This is a genomic window from Mesorhizobium sp. ESP7-2 (assembly GCF_020164715.1).
Classification (GTDB): Bacteria; Pseudomonadota; Alphaproteobacteria; order Rhizobiales; family Rhizobiaceae; genus Mesorhizobium.
In genome coordinates this window covers 1-21,655 of the sequence record NZ_JAIUGQ010000017.1, presented here as the reverse complement: position 1 = coordinate 21,655, position 21,655 = coordinate 1, and the positions used below count along the sequence as shown (strand labels likewise).

At 59.7% G+C, this 21,655-nt stretch carries 22 protein-coding genes and 1 pseudogene; 14 read left to right on the top strand and 9 right to left on the bottom strand.

All coding sequences use genetic code 11. The annotated features are described in order from the left end of the window. Positions 1-499 precede the first annotated feature (499 nt). The 4 genes from LB543_RS17645 (at position 500) to LB543_RS17625 (ending at position 4,127) form a co-directional block, all read left to right on the top strand. The gene (locus tag LB543_RS17645; protein WP_224614950.1) at positions 500-913 is read left to right on the top strand and encodes a DUF5602 domain-containing protein; all 414 of its coding nucleotides are present in this window, start codon (positions 500-502) and stop codon (positions 911-913) included. Beyond that, complete coding sequence (locus tag LB543_RS17640) at positions 910-1,434, top strand: plastocyanin/azurin family copper-binding protein (RefSeq protein ID WP_224614949.1); 525 nt, start codon at positions 910-912, stop codon at positions 1,432-1,434. Before LB543_RS17645 ends, LB543_RS17640 begins: the two co-directional genes overlap by 4 nt. A 109-nt stretch (positions 1,435-1,543) precedes the next feature. Further along, a complete protein-coding gene (locus LB543_RS17635; RefSeq protein WP_224614948.1) occupies positions 1,544-2,374 on the top strand; it encodes an ATP-binding protein in 831 nt (276 codons plus the stop codon). A gap of 1,207 nt (positions 2,375-3,581) precedes the next feature. Next, a complete protein-coding gene (locus tag LB543_RS17625) occupies positions 3,582-4,127 on the top strand; it encodes a DUF488 family protein (protein ID WP_224615033.1) in 546 nt (181 codons plus the stop codon). Positions 4,128-4,135: 8 nt separating this feature from the next. Here LB543_RS17625 and LB543_RS17620 read toward each other — a convergent pair whose 3' ends face one another. Both LB543_RS17620 and rnk read right to left on the bottom strand, forming a co-directional pair. Next, entirely contained in the window at positions 4,136-4,699 is a 564-nt protein-coding gene (locus tag LB543_RS17620; RefSeq protein ID WP_224614947.1) for a nucleoside-diphosphate kinase, read from the bottom strand. Positions 4,700-4,863: 164 nt separating this feature from the next. Then, positions 4,864-5,328, bottom strand: coding sequence for a nucleoside diphosphate kinase regulator (rnk, locus tag LB543_RS17615; RefSeq protein ID WP_224614946.1), 465 nt, complete (start codon positions 5,326-5,328; stop codon positions 4,864-4,866). Between the two features lie 452 nt (positions 5,329-5,780). Between rnk and LB543_RS17610 the strand changes: the two genes are divergently transcribed. After that, positions 5,781-6,638 carry a universal stress protein gene (locus LB543_RS17610; protein WP_224614945.1) on the top strand — a complete coding sequence of 286 codons (858 nt, stop codon included), beginning with the start codon at positions 5,781-5,783 and terminating at the stop codon, positions 6,636-6,638. A 6-nt stretch (positions 6,639-6,644) separates the two neighbouring features. Here the strand turns inward: LB543_RS17610 and mnhG are convergent, their stop codons facing one another. From mnhG to LB543_RS17575, 7 genes and pseudogenes are all read right to left on the bottom strand, one after another. Next, positions 6,645-7,034 (bottom strand): monovalent cation/H(+) antiporter subunit G, encoded by a 390-nt coding sequence (gene mnhG, locus LB543_RS17605; RefSeq protein WP_224614944.1) that lies wholly within the window; start codon positions 7,032-7,034, stop codon positions 6,645-6,647. Continuing rightward, positions 7,031-7,312 (bottom strand): K+/H+ antiporter subunit F, encoded by a 282-nt coding sequence (locus tag LB543_RS17600; protein ID WP_224614943.1) that lies wholly within the window; start codon positions 7,310-7,312, stop codon positions 7,031-7,033. Before LB543_RS17600 ends, mnhG begins: the two co-directional genes overlap by 4 nt. After that, positions 7,309-7,794 carry a Na+/H+ antiporter subunit E gene (locus LB543_RS17595; protein ID WP_224614942.1) on the bottom strand — a complete coding sequence of 162 codons (486 nt, stop codon included), beginning with the start codon at positions 7,792-7,794 and terminating at the stop codon, positions 7,309-7,311. The genes LB543_RS17600 and LB543_RS17595 overlap by 4 nt, the downstream gene beginning before the upstream one ends. After that, complete coding sequence (locus tag LB543_RS17590) at positions 7,791-9,434, bottom strand: monovalent cation/H+ antiporter subunit D (protein WP_224614941.1); 1,644 nt, start codon at positions 9,432-9,434, stop codon at positions 7,791-7,793. The genes LB543_RS17595 and LB543_RS17590 overlap by 4 nt, the downstream gene beginning before the upstream one ends. After that, positions 9,434-9,775, bottom strand: a complete 342-nt coding sequence (locus LB543_RS17585) for a Na+/H+ antiporter subunit C (RefSeq protein WP_224614940.1) — start codon at positions 9,773-9,775, stop codon at positions 9,434-9,436. Before LB543_RS17585 ends, LB543_RS17590 begins: the two co-directional genes overlap by 1 nt. Further along, positions 9,775-12,684, bottom strand: a pseudogene (locus LB543_RS17580) (monovalent cation/H+ antiporter subunit A). The gene LB543_RS17585 and the pseudogene LB543_RS17580 overlap by 1 nt, the downstream one beginning before the upstream one ends. A gap of 576 nt (positions 12,685-13,260) precedes the next feature. After that, positions 13,261-13,473 (bottom strand): XRE family transcriptional regulator, encoded by a 213-nt coding sequence (locus LB543_RS17575; RefSeq protein ID WP_224614939.1) that lies wholly within the window; start codon positions 13,471-13,473, stop codon positions 13,261-13,263. On the opposite strand from LB543_RS17575, the gene LB543_RS17570 reads away from it, so the two are divergent. From LB543_RS17570 to LB543_RS17530, 9 genes are all read left to right on the top strand, one after another. Then, on the top strand, positions 13,466-13,834 hold the full coding sequence (locus tag LB543_RS17570; RefSeq protein ID WP_224614938.1) for a hypothetical protein: 369 nt from the start codon (positions 13,466-13,468) through the stop codon (positions 13,832-13,834). The two genes, LB543_RS17575 and LB543_RS17570, sit on opposite strands and share 8 nt — an antisense overlap. A 19-nt stretch (positions 13,835-13,853) precedes the next feature. Then, positions 13,854-14,375, top strand: a complete 522-nt coding sequence (locus tag LB543_RS17565; protein ID WP_224614937.1) for a hypothetical protein — start codon at positions 13,854-13,856, stop codon at positions 14,373-14,375. 10 nt (positions 14,376-14,385) lie between these two features. Next, complete coding sequence (locus LB543_RS17560; protein WP_224614936.1) at positions 14,386-15,084, top strand: CBS domain-containing protein; 699 nt, start codon at positions 14,386-14,388, stop codon at positions 15,082-15,084. 224 nt (positions 15,085-15,308) lie between these two features. Further along, on the top strand, positions 15,309-17,327 hold the full coding sequence (locus LB543_RS17555; RefSeq protein ID WP_224614935.1) for a hydantoinase/oxoprolinase N-terminal domain-containing protein: 2,019 nt from the start codon (positions 15,309-15,311) through the stop codon (positions 17,325-17,327). 446 nt (positions 17,328-17,773) lie between these two features. Next, on the top strand, positions 17,774-18,442 hold the full coding sequence (gene folE, locus LB543_RS17550; RefSeq protein WP_224614934.1) for a GTP cyclohydrolase I FolE: 669 nt from the start codon (positions 17,774-17,776) through the stop codon (positions 18,440-18,442). 58 nt (positions 18,443-18,500) lie between these two features. After that, entirely contained in the window at positions 18,501-19,175 is a 675-nt protein-coding gene (locus LB543_RS17545; RefSeq protein WP_224614933.1) for an RNA polymerase sigma factor, read from the top strand. A gap of 121 nt (positions 19,176-19,296) precedes the next feature. Then, positions 19,297-19,821: a DUF4142 domain-containing protein gene (locus LB543_RS17540; protein WP_224614932.1), complete on the top strand. Its 525-nt coding sequence runs from the start codon at positions 19,297-19,299 to the stop codon at positions 19,819-19,821. An 11-nt stretch (positions 19,822-19,832) separates the two neighbouring features. Further along, on the top strand, positions 19,833-20,144 hold the full coding sequence (locus LB543_RS17535) for a cupredoxin family copper-binding protein (protein ID WP_224614931.1): 312 nt from the start codon (positions 19,833-19,835) through the stop codon (positions 20,142-20,144). An 810-nt stretch (positions 20,145-20,954) separates the two neighbouring features. Continuing rightward, positions 20,955-21,655: ABC transporter substrate-binding protein (locus tag LB543_RS17530; protein ID WP_224614930.1), on the top strand; the 701-nt coding region annotated here is incomplete at its 3' end.

Genomic DNA, 21,655 nt, shown 5'->3' with positions numbered 1-21,655 from the left:
GCGAGATTCTGGCTAACCCGGACGCGAAGCCAGAGCCTTTTCGCGTCCGGGCTAGAGGCTTGCTTTGAGGCGCTGCGGCTCTCGCCGGAAATGGAACGAGAAAGCATTCATCGCCTAGACGTAGTAACTAGGTTTTTAAAATCAAGCAACGTTCGGAGTAAGAAGCCGGCTTCAATGCTGCGAGTTGGCTCGCAAAAACTGGCACGAGAATGCGCGTCTACGCCTTGCCTAAGGGTGACTTGCTAGCGCCACCGCTCTCGGGATCTGCCCGGTCGGTTCGTGAACAAAATTCGTTTCTTGCGCCAAGCCCGAAGAATTTGAACAGTGAGTTGTGCAGAAATAATGCACTGAAACGATAGTTAATTTCGTTTGACGAAAAATTGGCCCTCCGACTTACTGGAGGGGCGCGGCAGGCCGTTTCAATTAGCAAAACAATATTCATGCGCCGATCACTCACGTTTCGGCCACCGTGGCTTTTGAATTCAACAAGGAGATACTTATGAAAAAGCTCGCCCTCGCACTTGTCGTGACAATGGCAAGCTCGCTTTGCGCCGTGGCGGCGTCTGATGTCACCAAGTCCCCGCCAGCCGCGCCGTATCAACAAGTTAGCAAGCTGGTGAAGCTGCCCGACTTCCTGCCCGGAATGGGCCAACTTTTTGTCGATCCGGCGACACTGCCAGCGGGTCCGTTTCTCGCCTACGACCATGACGGCAAGCTCGTCAGCACAATTTATATGCTGCCGATCAAGGACCTCAATCCAGATAAACGTTTTGACGAACTGGCGGCGCCCGGCGGCAATGTCGACCACGTCGACGTTTACTACAATGCCGGCCATCCGGGAGTAGAAGAGCCGCATGTGCACGTGGTGCTGTGGCATGTCTCCGCCGCTGACGAGGCGCGGGTTGCCAAATGACACTCACGCGCCGTGAGATACTGGGTGTGGGCGGCGGTCTTGCCGCCGTCCTTTCCCTCTCTTCTGTGGCCGTGTGGGGCGGCGAGATGGTCGAGATCAAGATGCAAGGGCGCGACGACGGTTCGCACGTTTGGTTCGATCCGATAGGCATTCTGATAAAACCAGGACAGACGATCCGATGGACCAATCTCAATCGCGGCAATTCGCACACGACAACTGCCTACAATCCCGCAAACTTCGAGCGACCGCTTCGCATGCCCAAGGCTGCAAAACCGTGGAACTCCGACTATCTCCTGCCCAACGAAAGCTTTTCGCTTACCTTCACTGAGCAGGGAGTCTACGACTATTATTGCATCCCGCATGAGCATGCTGGAATGGTCGGCCGCATCATCGTCGGCGAACCCGAGGCACATGGCTGGGCCGAAATGGTCGGAGCAAATGGCGATCTTCCGGAAGAGGCCCTGAAGGCATTTCCGACCGTCGAAGACATCATGACGCAAAGGGTCGTTCGACGCGCTTAGATCATGCCTCCGAAAAGGCACGATTAAACAAGGAGAAATGAATACGACGATCAGGCTGCTGGGGACGTTCCGTGGCTATCGTCACTGACCGGCAAGGGGGTCGGCTTCCATGACAGACGGCGTGTATCAATCCGAAGGTCAGCCAGAACCTCAAGGGGAGCCGGACGGGCCCCCTCAGGCATCGGACGCTCCCCAATATACCGGAACCGCAGCCGAACAACGCGGACATATGTCTAATCGGCTTGCCGCATTGGGGGAAATGACAGGCGGCATTGCTCATGACTTCAGAAACCTTCTGGCAGTCATCGAATCCGGCCTGAGATTAGCCGAAAAAAGAGCCGGCGAGCCCCAACGTGTGCGGGCTTACATTGCGATGGCGCGCGAAGGAATCCATCGTGGCATCGAATTGACCTCGCAGTTACTCGCTTTTGCAAAGCATCAGGAACTCGATGCGCATGCAGGGGACTTGAACGAATTCCTAAGGTCCTTCGAACCATTCCTGAGATATGGCGCCGGGCCCGATGTACGCGTCACGCTTGAACTTGGTTCCGATATTCCGCACTGCCTGATCGATCCTGCCCTGTTCGACGCCGCAGTGCTCAATCTCGTCGTCAACGCACGCGATGCCATGCCCAAGGGCGGCGAGATCCGGGTCATCACCGAGCGATTGGTGCAGGCGTCTGGGATACCTGACCCGCCGGGGCCGGGAACCTACGTCCGTGTACGCGTCAATGACCAAGGTTGCGGCATGAGCGCGGAACTCTTGCAAAAGGTGTTCGATCCCTTCTTCACGACGAAGGGCGAGAAGGGCACCGGCATAGGGCTGCCGCAGGTGCAAACATTGACGCAGATGCTCGGTGGTCATGTTCGCATTGCGAGTCAGCGAGGTATTGGAACGACAGTCGATCTCCTGTTCCCGTCAATCGAGTCGGATGTTTGAGAATCGGGTAATTCCTACAATTTGGTGTCGTCCGTGCGACGGAATGCAATCCTAAGGCAGGACCTGCTACGCTCTCCTCGGCTGCGAGGGGACCGAGATCGAAAGAAAGATCCGGCGTCTGCGATCGCCTCTATTTGACGAGGAGTGCGAATCGAGGAGGCGAGGATTTCCGTCGTGAAGGATTTGTCGTTGTCGAGATCGCGCGGATTTCCCGGATCATTTCCAAGCCGTCCCGACCGGGATCGTCGAACCTGCGCCGAAACGGCGAAATGAAGGTCGCGCCTGCTTTGGCTGCGAGCACGCTTGGGTGGCCGTACTGCCGGGACGCCGCGCTGTTCTGACGGTCGGCATCGAAGTCAGTCTGCGCAATTTCTTCTGCTCAAAGGGCTGATGATGCGCGGGTCGGTTCAGGACATCGCGCTGGGGGTATACGTCGATATGCCACGATTTGATCACCAGGCGGCGTCTGGCTCGACATCGCTACCATGTACGCACCCCAGCACAGACCGGAAAAACGATCTGCTTTTGGAGGAAAACTCCTGGTGACCACCAATTCCGAAGCGCGCCGGATTTTGGACTTACCCCAGGGGATGAATTTCCCGAGCGTTGCGCGTCGACATCGCCACCGTGCCACCGGCCGCTCAGAAATCTCGCCAGACACCACTCACCAACAGGGGTCTCGAGTCCTTCGGGCAAGACGGGGCGGGGGATCCTGTGGGTCCCCAAGTGAAATCGAATGCTGATCGCCAAAAGAGGCACCGCTCGGATTATGTTCGACTAGGGTAACGAACCTTGTACGATCAAACGCTGGCGGTTTCTGGCTACAATGATCGACATGAGTTGTTGTTGAAACGTTGCGGGTTAGCCTCCGGCTCAGCGAGTAGCTGCCGACGATGCGCCCGCTGTATAGCCAGGTCGAGAGCATAAGCGATGCGTAAAGACCTCGCAACGCGCTCTTCGGCTTGACGGCGAGATGCTGGTCGATCAGGCGCTTGCGCTCCGCCCTGCACCATCGACAGACATTGGTCCCTGTGGAGGAGGCGCCGGAATTCACCTATCGGCTTACGCCGTCTACCATGAGGCAAGCGGGGCCAGACTTCGGAAGCGCTGCATGGCCACAAGCAGGTGGTGAGATGACTTCGTCCTGTCAGATCCAAATCACTGATCATTCAGCCGGAAAGAAATCCGTCGCCATGCATTGATGAACATGCCTTTTCCGTTCCACACCGTTGGTCACTCGACTCGGTCGATCGCCGAATTCGTCGCTCTGCTGGGGGTCGCCGAGATAACCTTGGTGATCGACATAAGAACCATCCGACGCTCGCGTGCCAATCCGCAGTTCAACGGCGAGGTGCTGCCGGAAAAGCTGGCAGCATTCGCGATCGGATATGAATGCATTGCGGAGCTTGGCGGCCTGCGCGGCAAGGCGCACGACGTTCCACCGGCGCTCAATGCATTCTGGCTCAACCAGAGTTTCCACAACTACGCCGACTACGCTCTGTCCGCAGAGTTTCATGGCGGCCTGAACCGGCTTGTGGCCCTCGGCAGGCAGCGGCGATGCGCCATCATGTGCTCGGAAACGCTCTGGTGGCGCTGTCACAGAAGAATCGTCGCGGACTATCTCATTAGCCGTGGCGAGGCTGTCTTTCATCTGATGGGGCATGACAAGGTCGAGCCGGCGATACTCACTGAAGGCGCGAAGGCAAGGGCCGACGGAACGCTTGTCTATCCGCCCTCACAGCCTTCGGGATAGTCAAGCACTCAGGCGGCCGAGGGACCCGGGTCGTCGAACCCGTCGTCGAAAGTCGCGACGACTTTGTCTGCCTGTTTGTCCTGCTGTTGAATGCAACCAGGGACGACGCGCAGAACCGGGCCGCCCGATCGTCGCGAGTCTGGTGCGGCACCCCCCGCCAGCTTCAACCTCTCACGCCTCGCCGCTTCAGGTTGATAGATGACTTCGTGCACAGTCAGCGTCTCGAGGCGACCTTCCGTCGTCGGGATGGTCATGGACTGACCTTCCGCCAAGCCAAGCAGCGCCAAGCCGCGCGGATTGGTGATCGGCAAAAGCATGCCAACCAGACCGCGCATCTCGTCATGGGCGACGATGCGGGTCTCGGCAGGACCATCATTCACCCGATATGCCACGCGGCTGCTGAGTGTCACGACCGTTGCCGGGATGTCTTCTCGAAACACTACAACTGCGCTCGAAATCTTCTTTTTAAGGATAGCCGAGAATGTATCGCTGCGGGCAGTGTGGCGCTCCTGCATCACTTCAAGAATCGTGTAATCCTTAGTGGTCAGTTGGCAGCTGTCGATAGTGGGCATAATGATACGTCTCCAGCCGGGCCTAAGCGGGGAACCCGGCGTCAAGCGGCTGATCGGGTTTGGAAAGCTACCCCTGTGCCGGACCAGATCGGTCGGCGCAGGGGTCACACTCCCGCGATCAGGCTGCCCGCGTGATTGAGGAGACGGATGGAAACGCCCACGTCCTAGACGCCTGCGACGATCATCGAAGGCTCTGGCGCGCGTCGATCGGCTGCGTCGCGTTCCGGAGCGGGCTGGCTCACGGCGAGCACTGACAGGGCGTGCCGACGCCCGTCCCGGGCGGACCACATGATCGACTGGCCAGCCGAGAGGCCGATCAGGGCCGAGCCAATTGGCGTCAGGATCGAAACCTTGCCTTCGGAGATGTCGGCATCGCCAGGAAAGACCAGCGTGACCGTCTTTTGCTCGCCGGTATCGGGTTTGAACGTCACGGTCGAACCCATCCTGACGATGTCTGCAGAAAGCCAAGCATCGGCGACGATGCGTGCGCGCTCAAGCTCGGCCAGCAACTCATCGGCGGCCTGCGGATCTCGTGCTGCAACGGTGTTGGCAAGCGCGGATAAGCGTGCGTGATCCGACTGCGAGATGCGGATGCTCGGCTTGCGCGGGGTTCTCTTATTGTCTTGCATTTGAGTACTCATGTCTTTGCCTCGTCTCCGGGATCCGCAACGGACCGCCGAGCGCTGTCGGTGCTAGGGAACTTTTATTGCTGGTGCGCGATAATGCAGGGACTGATGCAGTCCCTGCGCCAATGTTACATGATGTTTGCCCCTCGGCCCGGGGCGCGCATGGCAGCCGAGCCGGGGGTTACGATCCCGCTATGGGGCAAACCCGGAAAAGAAAATCGCGACGGATTTTGGCGGCCGTATACATACGCATATAGTTGGGGAAGCAATTTGCGAAGTCAAGGCGGACCGTGTCATGGTCGCCGGCAGGAGATGCCGATCAAGCATTTCTTGCGGCACTGTGGGGCCGCCGCCTGGGATGCCAATCCCAGTAAGGGAGAGCATCGTCAGCGGGATCACGATCCAAACCCGCCGAAGGATAGGGCGGTCTGGCCTTAGGAGAAACAAGAGCTGTCATGAAAATACTTGCGGCCACAGATTTTTCCACCCGTTCACAGCGGGCATTGCGGCGGGCTGGCGTCCTGGCACGGGACCTCAGCGCAGAACTCACACTCGTCCACGTGGTCGACGATGATCAACCATCAGATTTGCTCGAACTGGAAAGACGGGAGGCGCAGAGATATCTTGAAGAACAGATGGTCTCGATCGCCGAACTTCAGGGACTTCGCTGTAGTTCCGAGGTGGTGGCCGGCGATCCGTTCGACGGCATTCTGAAGGCTGCCGAGGAGCGTTCGATCGATCTCATCGTCATGGGCTCGCACCGCAAGCAGTTGCTGCGCGACATTTTTGTTGGAACGACTATTGAACGGGTGATCCGTACAGCTGCATGCCCGGTGCTCATGGTGAACGCAGAAGTAGAACATTCTTATAAAAAGGTGCTGGCAGCTGTCGACATGTCCCAGCCGTCTGCTCGCGCGATCAGGACTGCGAGGGAAATTGGGCTGACAGGTGACGCCAGTCTGTCGCTGGTCCATGGCTTCGATGCGTTCGCCAAGGGAAAAATGTCGAATGCAGGATTGGGCAAGGACGAGATAGCGCGATACGTGGCGACAGAACGTTTGCAGGTTGGGACGGAACTGGTCGCCTTTCTGGAAGCAAACGACGTTGGCATCGACAACTGGTCGCTGCGGATCAAGGAAGCAGGCCCCGTCGAAGCGATCATGGAGGAGATCAGTCAAGTGGCGCCCGATCTGCTGATTATCGGAACGCACGGCCGTACGGGCCTAATCAAGGTCCTTCTGGGAAGCGTGACAGAAAGCATTCTGCGATCGGTCGACATCGATGTTTTTGCGGTGCCACCTGTCCGAGAATGATCGAGCTCATATTTCAAGTGGCTGTCTTTGCTTCTCTTGAGGCTCCACGACTGCCTCGAATGGCGGGACACCATCGTCGCCGGCGCTGCGGTCCCGATAAAGCGCCGAGCGCGCCAGGAGCATAAGCGAGACCGGTGTCGTGACAGTCACGAACAGTCCGATGAGAATCTCGTGCAGGACCGGCTTGGACTGCAGCACTGAATGAAAGACGATCGACGCGATCAAGACACCGCCCATGCCCCACGTGGTCCCCAAGGTCGGCGCATGTACTCGTTCGTAAAAGCTTCCGAACCGCAGGAGCCCGATCGACCCAAGTAGCGTCAGCACCGATCCTAGGATCAGAAAAAACGCCGTGAGCAGAGCCGCCCAGATCGGTAGGTCGTCGAGAGGCATCATTCTATTACCTCGCCGCGCATGAGGAATTTCGCTAGCGCCGCGGTCGAGACAAAGCCGAAAAGCGCGATCACGAGGGCCGCCTCGAAATAGACCGTGCTGCCGGCACGAATGCCGAAGGTGAGGAGCAGAAGCATGGCGCCGACATAGAGCGCATCGAAGCTCAGGATCCGGTCTTGCGCGCGTGGCCCTCGAACGAGCCGCAGCAGAGCGCATGCCATCGCGGCGAGTAGAAGCAATTGAGCGAGGGTAACGGACCATACGATTATTGCGCCGCTCATTCGAAAATCTCCATCAACCGCCATTCATACCGTTGCTTGATCAGATCGATCCACGCCTGCTGGTCGACCAGGTCGAGAACATGGATGCGAAGCCTGCCGCTGCCCGCATGATATTCGACCCAGGCGGTGCCGGGGGTGCTGGTTATGATGCAGGCAAGTACGGCCAACGCAGTCCGGTCGCGCAACTCGAGTGGGAGCATCACGAAGCCGGATGTTCTGTTATTCCGCCTGCCTTGCAGGATAATACCCGCCACGGCGATGTTGGAGCGAAGTATGTCTGCCAGCACGATCAGGGCCAGTTGCGGGATCATGCCCCACCGCCGTATGTTTGGCTTGGCGGGTCGAAGCGCTGCCATTGCCAAGGACGCTGCTAGGGCGATCAGCCCACCGAGTATGACCTGGCCGACGGAGAGTCCGTTGAGCAGCAGCCAGATGATGAGCAGCGACGCTGTCAGCAGCGGATAGGGCAGAGCGGCGCTCATCTGTCGCTCGTCGCGTTGGGGCCATGTCTCGGTCGGGCAGAAAGAACATCCCGTAAATAGTCCGCTGGCGAATGCAGGGATTGGGCGGTCGCATCCATGTAGCGCATCATTTGTCCACCCTGGAATGTCATCAACAGGCAGAGCGTCAACAGAAAGCCTACTGGTACAATCTCCAGGAGCAGCACATGCGGTATGGTGCCTTCGATCGGCGCCCAGAAAATCTGCATGCCGGCTCGCATCGTCGCGATCAGTGCGCACAAACCAGACACGATCAGTAACGTGGCCAGGATCCATGTGGGGCCCGCGATTCCGCCGCCACTAGGCCCCGGGTCGGGCCGCAGCATGGCGGTCAGCAGCGCGAACTTTCCGACAAATCCCGAAAGCGGCGGCAGGCCCGCGAGCAAGAGCCCGCATGCCGCGAAACAGATACCGAGAACTGCCAGCTGGCCGGGAATGGCAACGCCGATTTCTTCCTGTTCCGCCACGTCCTCCATGTCGTCGCCATACGCTTCCATGGTCACTGATAATACGTTCGCGGCAGGATCCTGCACCCGCTCGACGAGCTCGATTAGGAGAAAGAACGCGCCGATCGTCAGGGTTGAACTGACCATGTAAAAGAGGGCTCCGGCAGTGACCTTGGCGTCGGCCATACCGATCGCTGCCAGCAGTGTGCCCGATGAGACCAGGATGCTGAAGCCGGCGAGCCGGCCCACAGCCTGCGACCCCAAAACACCGATGGCGCCGAAGCCCATGGTGGCCATGCCGCCGAACAGCAGCCACGAGTGGCCAAGGCCCGCTGTGACGCCGGCGTCCACGCCAAAAAGCAAAAGGGAGAGCCGAAGGAGCACGTAGACGCCGACCTTGGTCAGGATCACGAACATCGCGGCGACCGGAGCCGCTGCCGCTGAGTAAGCGCTCGGCAGCCAGAAGCTCAGCGGCCACATGCCTGCTTTTACTAGGAAGGCGATGCCGAGGACGGCGGCGCCGGCTTCGAGCAGCATTCGATCGTGCGCCGGAACCGCCGGGATTCGTTGCGCAAGATCTGCCATGTTCAGGGTACCGGTCACGCCATAGATCAGGCTGACCCCAATCAGAAACAGCGACCAAGCCGCGAGATTGACTGCAATGTAGTGCAGGCCCGCCTTCACACGGAGCGGTCCCGAGCCATGCAGAACGAGCCCATAGGATGCAGCCAGAAGCACTTCGAAGAAGACGAACAGGTTAAACAGGTCGCCGGTGAGGAACGCGCCGTTGAGCCCCATCAACAGAAGCTGAAAAAGCGTATGGAAATGCGGGCCGCCTTTGTGCCAGTGCGCCAGCGAAAACGCCAGGCAAGCGAGCGCCAGCACGCTGGTCAGGACCAGCATCAAGGCAGACAGCCTGTCGAGCACGAGCACTATTCCGAACGGCGCAGGCCAATTGCCGAGCAGGTAAACGCTGGTCGTTGCTGCGTCGGGCGGCGCAGCGGCACTGTCGGCCGAGCGAAGCAGAACGATGGCAACGCCCACCATCGCAAGCGTCGAGACGATGCTAATCAGTGCCTTGATGACATGGCGACGCTCGTCCAGCAGTAGCACGAACGCGCCTGCCGCCAGCGGCAGGATGATCGGCACGATCATGAGATGACCTGCCGTTTCCATCAATTGGGCTCCCTGCCGTCAACATGGTCGCTACCCGTTAAGCCGCGCGATACAAGCAGCACCACGAGGAACAGGGCCGTTGTCGCGAAGCCGATGACAATCGCCGTCAAAACGAGCGCCTGCGGTATGGGGTCGGCGTAGTCCGCCGTGTTGACTCCCGCGCCGGATACGAGGACGGGGGGCGCACTCACCCTAAGTCTGCCCATCGAGAAGATGAACAGGTTCACGCCGTAGCCGATGAGCGAAAGGCCGATGATAACCTGATAGGTCCGCGGACGCAGCAACAGCCAAACGCCCGATCCCGTCAGCACGCCGATAGCGATGGCAAGGACAAGTTCCACTACGCGATTTCCTCCTTGGCTTGCGCGGCAATCCGGGATGCGCGCAGTCGGCGGACGGACTGGTGGGCGAGAGCGACGAGCATCAGCACGGTCGCACCGAGAACGAGTGAAAAGACGCCGAGATCGAAAAGGGTCGCCGTAGCCGCCGGCACGGTGCCGATGAGCGGCAGGTCGACGTAGCGGGAATACGAGGTCAGGAACGGGTATCCGAACAGCCAGGAGCCGGCCCCAACAAGCGCCGCCAGGAGAAGGCCGAAGCCGATCCAGTTCACCGGTAGCACCCGCAACCTGTCTTCGACCCAGCGTGTGCCCGCCGCCAGATATTGCAAAATGAAGGCCGCGGCCAATGCGATGCCGGCGACAAAGCCGCCGCCGGGAAGGTCGTGGCCGCGCATGAACAGATAGGCGGCGAACACAATGATCACTGGGAACAGCCATTGCATGATGACCGCGGGGATGAGCAAATAGTCGCTCACTGTATCGCCCACCTGGCGATCGGGCCGGGCCTCGTCAAATGCCTTCTGGACGCGCTGCTGTTCAGGCGATTCTACGTTGTCGGGCGCCGGCCGGAACCGACGAAGCAGGGCGAACGACGTCAAGGCGACGATGCCGAGAACCGCGATCTCGCCGAACGTGTCGAACCCCCGGAAGTCCACCAGGATCACGTTGACGACGTTCTTGCCGCCTCCTTCCGAATAGGCCTTCTTCAGGAAGAAATCGGCAATGGTGACGGGTGGCTTTCGCGTCATGACCGCATAGGCGATAATCGTCATGCCGGTTCCGCATGCCGCGGCTATCGCAAGATCGCGGTAGCGCCGTAGCTTTGCCGCCGTCGTGGCCAGGCTTGGGGTCAGGTCTGCCGACCGCTTGGGCAACCAGCGCAAGCCGAGAAGGATGAGAACCGTAGTCACCACCTCCACGAGCAATTGGGTGAGCGCGAGGTCCGGCGCGGAAAACCAGTCGAAGGTGATGCAGGTGACAAGTCCAGCTCCGCCAAGCAGAACAAGGGAGAACAGTCGGTGGAATTTGGCTTGCCATGCAGCGGCGAGGGCGCACACGGCGCCGATCGCCCAGATGCCCGCAAAGGTGAGATCGACGCCTTTGACCGTCAGCCGACCGGGATCGAAACCTGTCCTGTAGAGTGGCCACGCGCCCGCGGTTAAGGCCGCGGCGACCAGCAACCGAAGTTGCGGCTGGAGCCGACGCGTTCCAAGAGCCCTTTCCATAAACCGGGCACCTCTCCACGAGACTGCCACCATCACGCGCTCAAAGACGCGCTGGCCCCTGAGACGGCGAAAGTAGGGCGGCCCGTCGTGGCAGCGGGCCAGATAATCCTTCAGGAACAGATAGAGGATCGCACCGCCGGCGAGCGCCAACACGCTCATGAACAGGGGAATTGTGAACCCATGCCAGACGGCCAGGCTGTACTGCGGCGTCGCGGATCCCAGAACGGAGGTAACGGCGGTGTGAAGGAGCGGGCCGATGGTCAGGCCGGGAACGGTCCCGACCAGAAGACAGACCAGAACAAGAAGTTGGATCGGAAACCGCATGAAAAACGGCGGTTCGTGGGGGTTGCGAGGCAGATCAGCCGGCAGCGGCCCGAAAAACACGCCGTGAATGAAACGTGCGGAGTAGGCAACTGCGAAAGCGCTGCCCAGGACGGCTGCATAGGGCGCAGCGGTATCGAGAATGGACTCCGCGTGCGTTTGGATCGCCTCGGCGAAGAACATTTCCTTGGAGAGAAATCCGTTCAGGAGCGGCACGCCAGCCATTGCGGCGCTTGCCACCATGGCTAACGTCGCAGTGTAGGGCATGAAGCGAAAAAGTCCCCCCAGCCGCTGCATGTCGCGCGTTCCGGTCTCATGGTCGATGATTCCGGCGGCCATGAACAACGAGGCTTTGAACGTGGCGTGGTTCATCATGTGGAAGATGGCGGCAACCGCCCCTAGTGGGCTGCCGAGGCTGAGCAGAAGAGTGATCAGACCTAGATGGCTGATGGTTGAATAGGCGAGCAAGCCCTTTATGTCCCGCTGGAAGATTGCAAAATATGCTCCCAGCACAAAAGACATCATACCGGCGAAGCCAACGATCCAGAACCATTCGTATGTACCCGCAAGCACCGGCCACAGGCGAGCCAACAAGAACACGCCGGCTTTCACCATGGTCGCTGAGTGCAGGTAGGCCGAAACCGGCGTCGGCGCGGCCATGGCGTTGGGCAGCCAGAAATGGAACGGAAACTGAGCGCTCTTCGTGAACGCTCCCAGGAGCACAAGAACCAGGATGGGAACATATAGATCGTGGGAGCGGATAAGGCCGCCCGAGGCCAACACACGATCAAGGTTGTAGCTTCCAACGATGTGGCCGATCAGCAGGAAGCCAGCCAACAGACCGAGCCCGCCGATGCCGGTAATTGTCAGCGCCATGCGGGCGCCCTCGCGGCCGCTGGCGTTGTGGTGCCAATAGCCGATCAGCAGGAAGGAAAAGATGCTGGTCAGTTCCCAGAATACGACCAGCAGGATCAAGTTTCCGGAAATAACGACCCCGAGCATCGATCCCATAAAGGCGAGAAAGAACGAAAAGAATCTGGGGACGGGGTCTTCCGGCGACATGTAGTAGCGCGCATAAATGACCACGAGAAGGCCGATGCCGCTTATGAGCATGACGAACAGCCAAGCGAATCCGTCCATTCGCAAGGTGAAGTCAAGACCCAGCGTGGGAAGCCATTCGATATCGCTGCGCACCACGCCTCGATCGAGGACGGACGGTTAAAGCACAACGCCTAGCCCCAGACAGATAAACGCTACCGTCCCGGCGAGAACTGCTGCGGTGTTACGCGCCTGGATCGGGAGAATGATGGCGGCCGCGAAAGGGAGGACGATCATCAGAATCAACGATGTGTCGCCTGTCATGAATTGCGGCCCAGTTGTTCAAATCTGCATCGCTGCCTGACTCATTATGGGTGCCTTCGATGGCATTGGGCAAGGCAGACGATGGGCTTTCTCCACGACCGCCGCTCCGCACAGCGACCACTCGGATGGAAGCAGGCGATACTGGCTGACGGCAACCGTACCAGCACTGTGCGCCGTACCTGCAAACAGACTGCTACGGACTTGCCGAGAAAGGGCTCGCTGCTTCGGCGGGTGGAGATCAACACGCTCGCGCCAGCTTATCCATCTGTTTGGGGGCTAGTCGCGGCGGGCACCAAGCAACGTGGCTATCACCAGTTCTCTCCCAGCCCTGTTTATTCCGGTCCCGCTCGGTCTTTCCTCAGCCAAACCGAGAAACACAAGGCGTCCGGCCAAGGCTTTCGATAGGCCTGGGTAACGGCCGCGGTTCATCCGCTTGAGTGCTGTGCGTTCCTCCTCGGTGAGATCGTCCCAGGCAACCGTCATAAGCGTTCCTTGGCTGCTCCTGCCAGCTAAGCGGGGTTTGATCGTCCAGGAGTGCACCGTGAGGTGAATTCATCGAGCTCCAAGACCTCGGCACTATGGAACTGCGTCCGTTCCGACGATGCCGCCTTCATTCTCTAGAACGCCGATACGCCTGACTTCCGAGCGGTTGAGTTTAAGACGAACGCCAATACCGCCGCCGTTCTCGGCAATGAAAACGGCGCCGGCGTTTTCAAGCGCAGTTTGCAGCCTATCGCAGATATCCTGGCCGGGAAGGCTGATCTGGCGCTCGAATTCTTCGATGACCAACGCAGCCACTCCTGAATTGCTGGCGAGCTTTTCACGGGTCCATTCGACCAGCGCGCGAGCGGCGCGGCATTGGGCTCCAGTGATCATCTTAGATCCTCCAGACCGCTTTCAGAGCGAAATCACCGCGTCTCGGTGCGGCGGCTTCATTGGTCAAAAATGCATATCGAATCCGAAAAGGAAAGGGCCGTGTTTCTCCGCGATCAAAAAAACGCTGGTGCAAAATTATTGTTCTCAACCCGCAATAAATTTCGTTTGTTTTGCATCAATGGGTAAGCCAGATTACGGCAAAACGGTCTTGAGAGGATCGGTTGCCACCGGCACTCCCAGCGCCAAGATTTGGAGTCTTGGCGATATCGGGTGAAAGGCACCTGAGCTCAGCGATGATGATGAACACGCTTGAACACGATCCCAAAACAACATTTTCCGGCCTGGAGGGCCAACGCCATGTGGTCGGGCGAATGTTACCTGCCAACGATCTAGAAGATGGCAGCCCAGTTGCTCCTTCGGATGAGCCAGCTCTCAAGGCACGGCTGCGCGAGGAATTGCTCCTGCAGGCGCAAGCCCGACTGCCGATCACCTATGCAAGCTTGGCCGAAACCATGGTTGGTTCGAACGCAATAGGCGTGCTCCGCGACGCACTCGAACATCTAATGGACGAGGATGCGGGCGAAGGCCTGCCATTGCTTGCGGCTGTCGCCGTGACGGCGCTTGAGCCCGGTTTGCCCGCTCCCTGGTTCTTCAGCAAAGCCGAGGCCATGGGGCTGTTCACTGGCGATCCAGCCGATCTGGAAGCGTATGCTTTCCATGCAAGGGAGTTCCATCGCGCGACTGACCTCCATGCTGGCAACGGGCAAGGCTTTGCGACGACCTCGCCGCCGGTTACGCGGCCTGCCGACAGGTGAGGAGAACGAAGTGCTGATCGCCAAGGATGTCATGACGTCACCTGTGATCGCGGTAGAGCCTGACAGTAGCGTTGATGAGGTCGCCGATATTCTGCTGTCGCACGGGATCAGCGCCGTGCCGGTGATCGATCGAGGTGTGTTGTTGGGCATCGTCAGCGAAGGAGATCTGATCCGCCGCGCGGAAATCGGCACTGCGCCGCAGGGTCCTTCCTGGTGGCTTCGTCTCTTCTCCAACAACGCCAGTCTCGCGATAGCATATATCAGGTCTCATTCCGCGCACGTTACTGACGTCATGACAAAGCAGGTTGCGACCGTGGTCGAGAGTACACCCGTCGCCGAGATCGCGACGCTGCTTGAATACAATCGGATCAAGCGTGTCCCAGTGCTGCGCGATGGACAGGTGGTAGGGATCGTCAGTCGCGCCAACCTTGTGGGAGCCCTCGCTCTTGCCGGCAAAGATTGGCGCATTCCGGTCTTGCATGACGACAACAGTATTAGGTTGGAAATTGTGGAGGCCTTGCAATGCGAATCGTGGTCCTCAACTGGAGAGTCCGATGTGACCGTCACCAGTGGCGTGGTCGAGTTTTGGGGGACTTACCTATCGGAGCCGGAGCGCAAAGCCTCGCTCATTCTGGCTGAAAACACCGCTGGCGTGCGCGCAATCGATGATCACCGCATTCCCATCGACATTACCTATGGCGTGCTCTGAAGCCGAACGAGCCGTGCATAGACTATGTACGTCGCAAGCAGTGGCGATCTCCGGACAGCCAGACGCCCCCGCTGGTCCCAGCGCTATGCCATTTGCAGTCACGACATTGCATCAGATGCACGTATATGGAGGCCATCAAGCATGATCCGCCCGCCAGCTGAAGTAGACGAAGCGAACAAGCCGCGAAATATTCGAGCGGCAAATCGGGCTGGCGACTAAATGAAATGAACGCATACGCCCATCATCCGTCGCCTCTTTGTCTGGGTATCGACACTGGCGGCACGTATACCGATGCCGTGCTGTGGTCGGAATCTACAGGCATCGTTGCCAAGGCCAAATCACTGACCACACGGCACGATCTTTCCGAGGGCATCGCTGGTGCCGTCGATGCTGTTTTGGCCGAGGCCGCCATCGACCCTGGCGCTATCAAGCTCGTCTCGATGTCGACCACGCTTGCAACCAACGCCCTCGTTGAAGGGCAAGGCGGACGGGTCGCGCTGGTGATGATCGGTTTCGCTGAAGCTGATCTTGCCCGAAACGGATTGTCAAAAGCCCTCGGCTCCGACCCCTTGATCTTTTGCCCGGGCGGACATGACGTCCACGGCGATCCGCATCAGCTGGTGCTGGACGCTCTCGAGGCTGCGCTGCCGTCTCTCGCTGACACGGTTTCTGGCGTTGCCGTTGCCTCCTATTTCGCTGTTCGCAATCCCGTACATGAGATCGTAACACGTGATGTCATTCGCGAGCGTACCGGGCTTCCGGTGACCTGTTCGCACGAACTGTCGTCGAAACTCGGCGGCCCGCGCCGGGCGCTGACCACGCTTCTCAACGCCCGGTTGATCTCGATGATTGATCGTCTTGTCAATGCCACCGAGGGTTTTCTGGCAAGACGCGGGATCGTCGCTCCGCTCATGGTCGTGCGCGGCGACGGCGCGCTTATCACCGCTGAGTTCGCCCGCGCCCGGCCGATCGAGACCATCCTGTCAGGACCAGCGGCAAGCCTGGTGGGGGCGCGCTACATGACCGGCGTTGATGATGCCGTGGTGTCCGACATCGGCGGCACCACCACCGACATAGCCGTTCTCGACGGCGGCCGCCTTCGGCTCGATCCGGAAGGTGCCACTGTCGGCGGAATGCGAACCATGGTGGAAGCCGTCGCCATGCGCACCTTTGGCCTCGGTGGAGATTCGGAAGTCTCGCTTCATGAGCGGTCGCTGACTTCGACAATAGTGCTCGGGCCCCGTCGGCTCGTGCCGCTGGCGCTCGCCGCGGTGAAGCACGGCGGTGCCGTCTACCAAGGCCTCAAGCGGCAGTTGCTTAGTCCCACCGCCAGCCGTTTGGACGGTCGTTTCGCATTGCGCACAGGTGTGCCCGAACGTTTGGCCGCAGGCCTGACGGTTACCGAGGCGCGGCTCTATGCCAACATTTCGGCAATTCCCGCCGCACTCGATCGGCTGCTCGTATCGACGTCACAGGTCGCGACGCTCAATCGCCTGGTCGCGCGCGGTCTGGTGCACATTGCGGGCTTCACGCCATCCGACGCGGCGCACGTTCTGGACCGGCAAGGGAATTGGGATCCTGTCGCGGCTCGGTTGGGCGCCGAATTGTTCGCACGCAAACGCGACGGCCGGGGGCATCGCGTCGCCAGAGGCGCGGAAGCTTTTTCCGAGATGGTTCTCACCGCGGTGACCCGGCGTTCTGCCGAAGCCATTCTTGAAACGGTCTTTTCCGAGGACGGGCTGGATGGCGGAGTCTCGGTTGCCAATCCGCTGGTTCAGCGGGCGGTTGGCCGGCGAGGTGGCATGGCGCGGCTGTCGATCGCACTCGACCGACCGGTGATCGGCCTCGGCGCTTCGGCATCGCTTCACTACGCGAGTCTGCCGCATTTGATTGGCAATGACTGCAGCATTGCCGAACACGCCGACGTCGCAAACGCACTGGGTGCCGTCGTCGGGCAGGTGCGGATGTCGGCGGAAGCGCGCGTCAGCCAGCCGGAGATCGGGCTATTCCGTCTGAATTCAGGCGAGCGGCTGGACGACTATGACACCGAGGACGAAGCAATGGCCGCCGCCGAAACCCACATTCGCGCCTTGGCAGCAGGTCTCGCCGAGCGCGCGGGGACCGATCAGGCCCGGATCGAAATCTCACGCGACATAAGGGTTGCTACAATCGAAGGAGAGCGCAGTTTCGTCGAAGCCATCGTCGTCGCGACAGCCACCGGACGGCCGCGCGTCGCGTCATGACGCGGATCAGAGCCCTCTCCGGCCATGCACGTCACGCGAGCTGGAATGTGTGCCGGTACAAAGATCGACGCAAGCAATGGTGCCAGAAACAGTGAACCATGCTGCGCCGTGGCGGGTTCATGTGCCGTCGACTGCCTTGCACGCCATCGCCGACGTGCAGGGCCACCTAACCGACGGCACGGACATTGTCGTGATTGCCACGACGGACACACCAACAGTGAGGTGAGAGTCGGTTTTCCACGGACTGCATCAATGCCATTTAGGTTCTCCTTCACGAGTCCTGACGGCGTGTGTCGAGAATGCCGGACGTGAAACTGGATGCAGAACGTTTCGAAAACTTCCCGCGGTTTGCCATGGGTGGGAACCTTGCTCACTGTGTCGTGCCTGTCGGGAACCAATCCTCGCTAGGGGCATCCAATAGCTTCGAGGTGGAACTGGAGAGACCGATGGACCTGCATTCGCAAATTCTGGACGGCACCGAAGACGGCGTGCCGGCCTCCGCAGAGGGAAGTTCAGCGGGAAACGGGACGCCCAAGACAGTCGGCCGCGCCCGCCCGACGCGCTTAGATGCAGAGGCCGCGGTCAGGACGTTGATCTCATGGGCCGGAGACGATCCGGCCCGGCCCGGGCTTGTCGATACTCCTGCGCGTGTCGTTCGTGCTTATGAAGAGTGGTTTGCCGGCTATCGGCAAGATCCTGTGAGGCTGCTCGAACGGACGTTCGATGAGATCGGCGGCTATAGCCAGGCGGTCGAACTGCACGGCATAGCGTTTCATTCGTTCTGCGAACACCATATGGCGGCAATCGACGGCAAGGCGTACGTCGCCTACATGCCCGTCAGGCGCGTGGTGGGTATCTCCAAATTGGCAAGGGTTGTCGAGGCTTGTGCCCGTCGCCTGCAGATACAGGAGCGGCTCACGGACGACATCGCCCGCGCCATTGAGGATGCCCTGCAGCCGGGTGGAGTGGCCGTCGTCCTTGTTGCCGAGCACGGCTGCATGACATCGCGCGGCGTCCACGCGCACGGCACCCGCCTGATCACCAAATGCATGCTCGGCGTTTTTGACACGGACGTTGATCTCAGGCGCGAATTCCTGTCGTCAATTCCGGTGTGACGATTTTCGGGAACCCTTGTTGTCGAGACCCATCTATTGAAGGGCAAGGAGACTGCTCATGTCGTACGTTCGACGAGACGCGATCGGAATCATCGCCGCCTCTGATGACCTGGTATTGGCACAGCGCGCCATGGCGCGTGACGGCGCCGCCTTCCGCACCATCATCAAGAAGCATAACCAGCGGCTTTACCGGATCGCGCGCGGCGTGGTGCGCAATGACAGCGAGGCCGAGGACGTCGTCCAGGAGGCCTATGTCAGGGCCTTTGCCCATCTCGAGAGTTTTCGCGGCGACGCCTCGCTCGGCACGTGGTTGTCGCGTATCGTTATTAACGAAGCGCTCGGTCGGCTGCGAAAAAGACGGCGAACGGCGGCGATGCCGGTAAATCCGCAAGCTGAGATTATCCAGTTTCCCCTCAACCCGAGCGACGATCCGGAGCGGACGATGGCGCAACGGCAGATTCTGGCCCTTGTCGAACGGGCGACCGACAGCCTTCCAGATCTCTACCGGATGGTGTTCGTGGCGCGGGTGATCGAGGGCCTGAGCATTGATGAGACGTCAGAACTACTCGGCGTGCGCCCCGAAACTATCAAGACCCGCCTGCATCGCGCCCGCGTCCTGCTGCGCAAGGCGCTGGACGACCAAATCGGGCCAGTGCTCCTCGATGCCTTCCCCTTCGCCGGCCGGCGCTGCGAACGGCTGACCGCTGCCGTGATGGAGCGGCTCGGCCTGTGAGACTGATCCTGGTCGAATTCAGCTGATTTTGGCGGGAACATTTGCCGTTGCCCAGCATCCAATGATCGTCAACTGAAAACGATGCCCGATGCGATTTGCGCGTGCGGGCGAAGGAGATGTCATGCTTATTCGTCACACTGCCGTCCTGGCCGCCTTGCTGCTGCTCGGCACAGCCCCGCTCGCGCAAGCCGCCGACAAACCAACCGACCCGCAGATCGCGCACATCGCCTATACTGCCGGCGTGATCGATGTCGAGGCGGCCAAGCAAGCGCTCAAGAAATCGAAGAACAAAGAGGTGCTCGCCTTCGCCAAGGACATGGTGCGCGACCACGAAGCGGTGAACAAGCAGGCGCTCGATCTCGTCAAGAAGCTCAAGGTGACGCCGGAAGACAACGCCACCAGCAAGGCGCTCACCAAAGCCGCCACGGAAGAGCGGGCCAAGCTCGCCGACCTGAAGGGTGCGGCCTTCGACAAAGCCTATGTCGACAATGAAGTGGCCTACCACAAGCAGGTCGACGGCGCTCTCGAAACGCTGCTCATTCCTTCAGCCAGCAATGCCGAACTGAAGAGCCTGCTGGAGACCGGGCTGAAAATATTCCAGGGCCATGAGCAGCATGCCGAACATGTCGCCAGTATGCTGAAATGAGACCGGCGTTGATGGTGCCGAAACGGCATCTTTGGATTGCACTGGCGCTGACGTTCATTGCAGCGCCGGTGAAGGCCGAAACCATTCAGGTCACCATCGACAAGCTGGTGTTCTCGCCAGCGACGATCGAGGCGAAGGTAGGCGACACGATCGAATGGGTGAACAAGGACATGTTCGCCCACACGGCCACCGTCAAGGGCGGTTGGGACGTGATGATCCCGCCGAAGAAGTCCGCAAGCTTGACGTTCAAGGCCGCGGGAGCGGTCGACTATTTCTGCCGCTTCCACCCCAACATGAAGGGTCACATCGCGGTGGCGCCGTAGCTGGAGCGTGGGATCGCGTCAGGCGCCGCGATCCCACAATTGGGGAGGGGCGTCGTGACCAAGCCGGTTGCACAACCCAAGGCCACGCTTTGCGGTCGACTATTTCTGCCGCTTCCACCCCAACATGAAGGGTCACATCGCGGTGGCGCCGTAGCTGGAGCGTGGAATTGCGGCAGGCGCCGCGATCCCACAATTGGGGAGGGGCGTCGTGACCAAGCCGGTTGCACAACCCAAGGCCACGCTTTTATGCCAAGCGACTGATGAACCAGACCTTCGATCTTCGAGATATTCGCTATTGCCGGGGTGCTCTATCTCGCAATCAATCTGCTGTTGATCGCGATCATCCGTCCCATAGAATGTTTTCTCATGCGGCATGAAAACTCATCTGGCAAGATGACGGCGGCGAGCTCAACTCAATCGACTGCAGTTTCATGCCTCAGCCAGACAAGTGGCGGACCACGGAAACATCGGTTCCTCCGAGCTCCCGACGCGATGCGCGTATTCCCAAGGTCCAGTCTGATACGGTGCGTTGCGATGGCGGTAGTGCCTGGGCCGTGCGGCGGCATTTTTCGAAAGAAGGTGCTAGGCGGGCGCTACGCGGATCTGCTCCCAAGTTGAACGGCGGCAACCGGACGATCCGAAATGCAGAGGCAAAAGTCCCTCTCTCGCAGGCCATGATAACGAGCTCTGATGGAATCATGTCATGTACTTATTTGCCGGCGCCAATTTGCGAAACTAGCGTTGTGCGACTGGCCAAGGCGCAAAAACAATCAGCCGGGGCCCGGTTCAACTCACAACGGAGTGAAGGACATGGGGATCAAATCAATCGGACCGACGCTGTTTTTCTCAATCGGCGTGCTTTTTTCGACAACGGTGATGGCGCAGGACGCGCTCTCGGTCATGAGTTTTGGCGGCGCCTATCAGGAAGCGCAGCGCAAGGCGGTATTCGAATCCTACACAGCCAGCACAGGCATCAAGATTGACGAGCAGGAATACGGCGGCGAAATCGCCAAGATCAAGGCGATGATCGAATCCGGAAACACAACTATAGACGTCGTTGACGTTGATGCGCCGACGCTGTTGCAAGGCTGCGACGAGGGCATTTTCGAAAAGATCGACTGGTCGAAGATCGGCCCGAAAGAGGATTGGATCGAAGGCACGACGTCCGATTGCGGTGTCGGCACCATTGTCTACGCGACGACGCTTGCCTATGACGGCGCCAAACTTGCAGACGGCCCGAAGACGATTAAGGATCTGTTCGACACGAAGAAATTCCCCGGAAAGCGAGGCCTTTGGAAGAACCCTGCAACCAACCTCGAATTCGCGTTGCTTGCTGACGGAGTGCCTCCGGACCAGGTCTATGAGACGCTTTCGACGCCCGCGGGTGTCGACCAGGCTTTCGCCAAGCTCGACACCATCAAGGACAGCATCGTGTGGTGGGAAGCAGGCGCACAGGCGCCGCAACTGCTTGCCTCGGGCGAGGTGACGATGACGACCGCCTGGAACGGCCG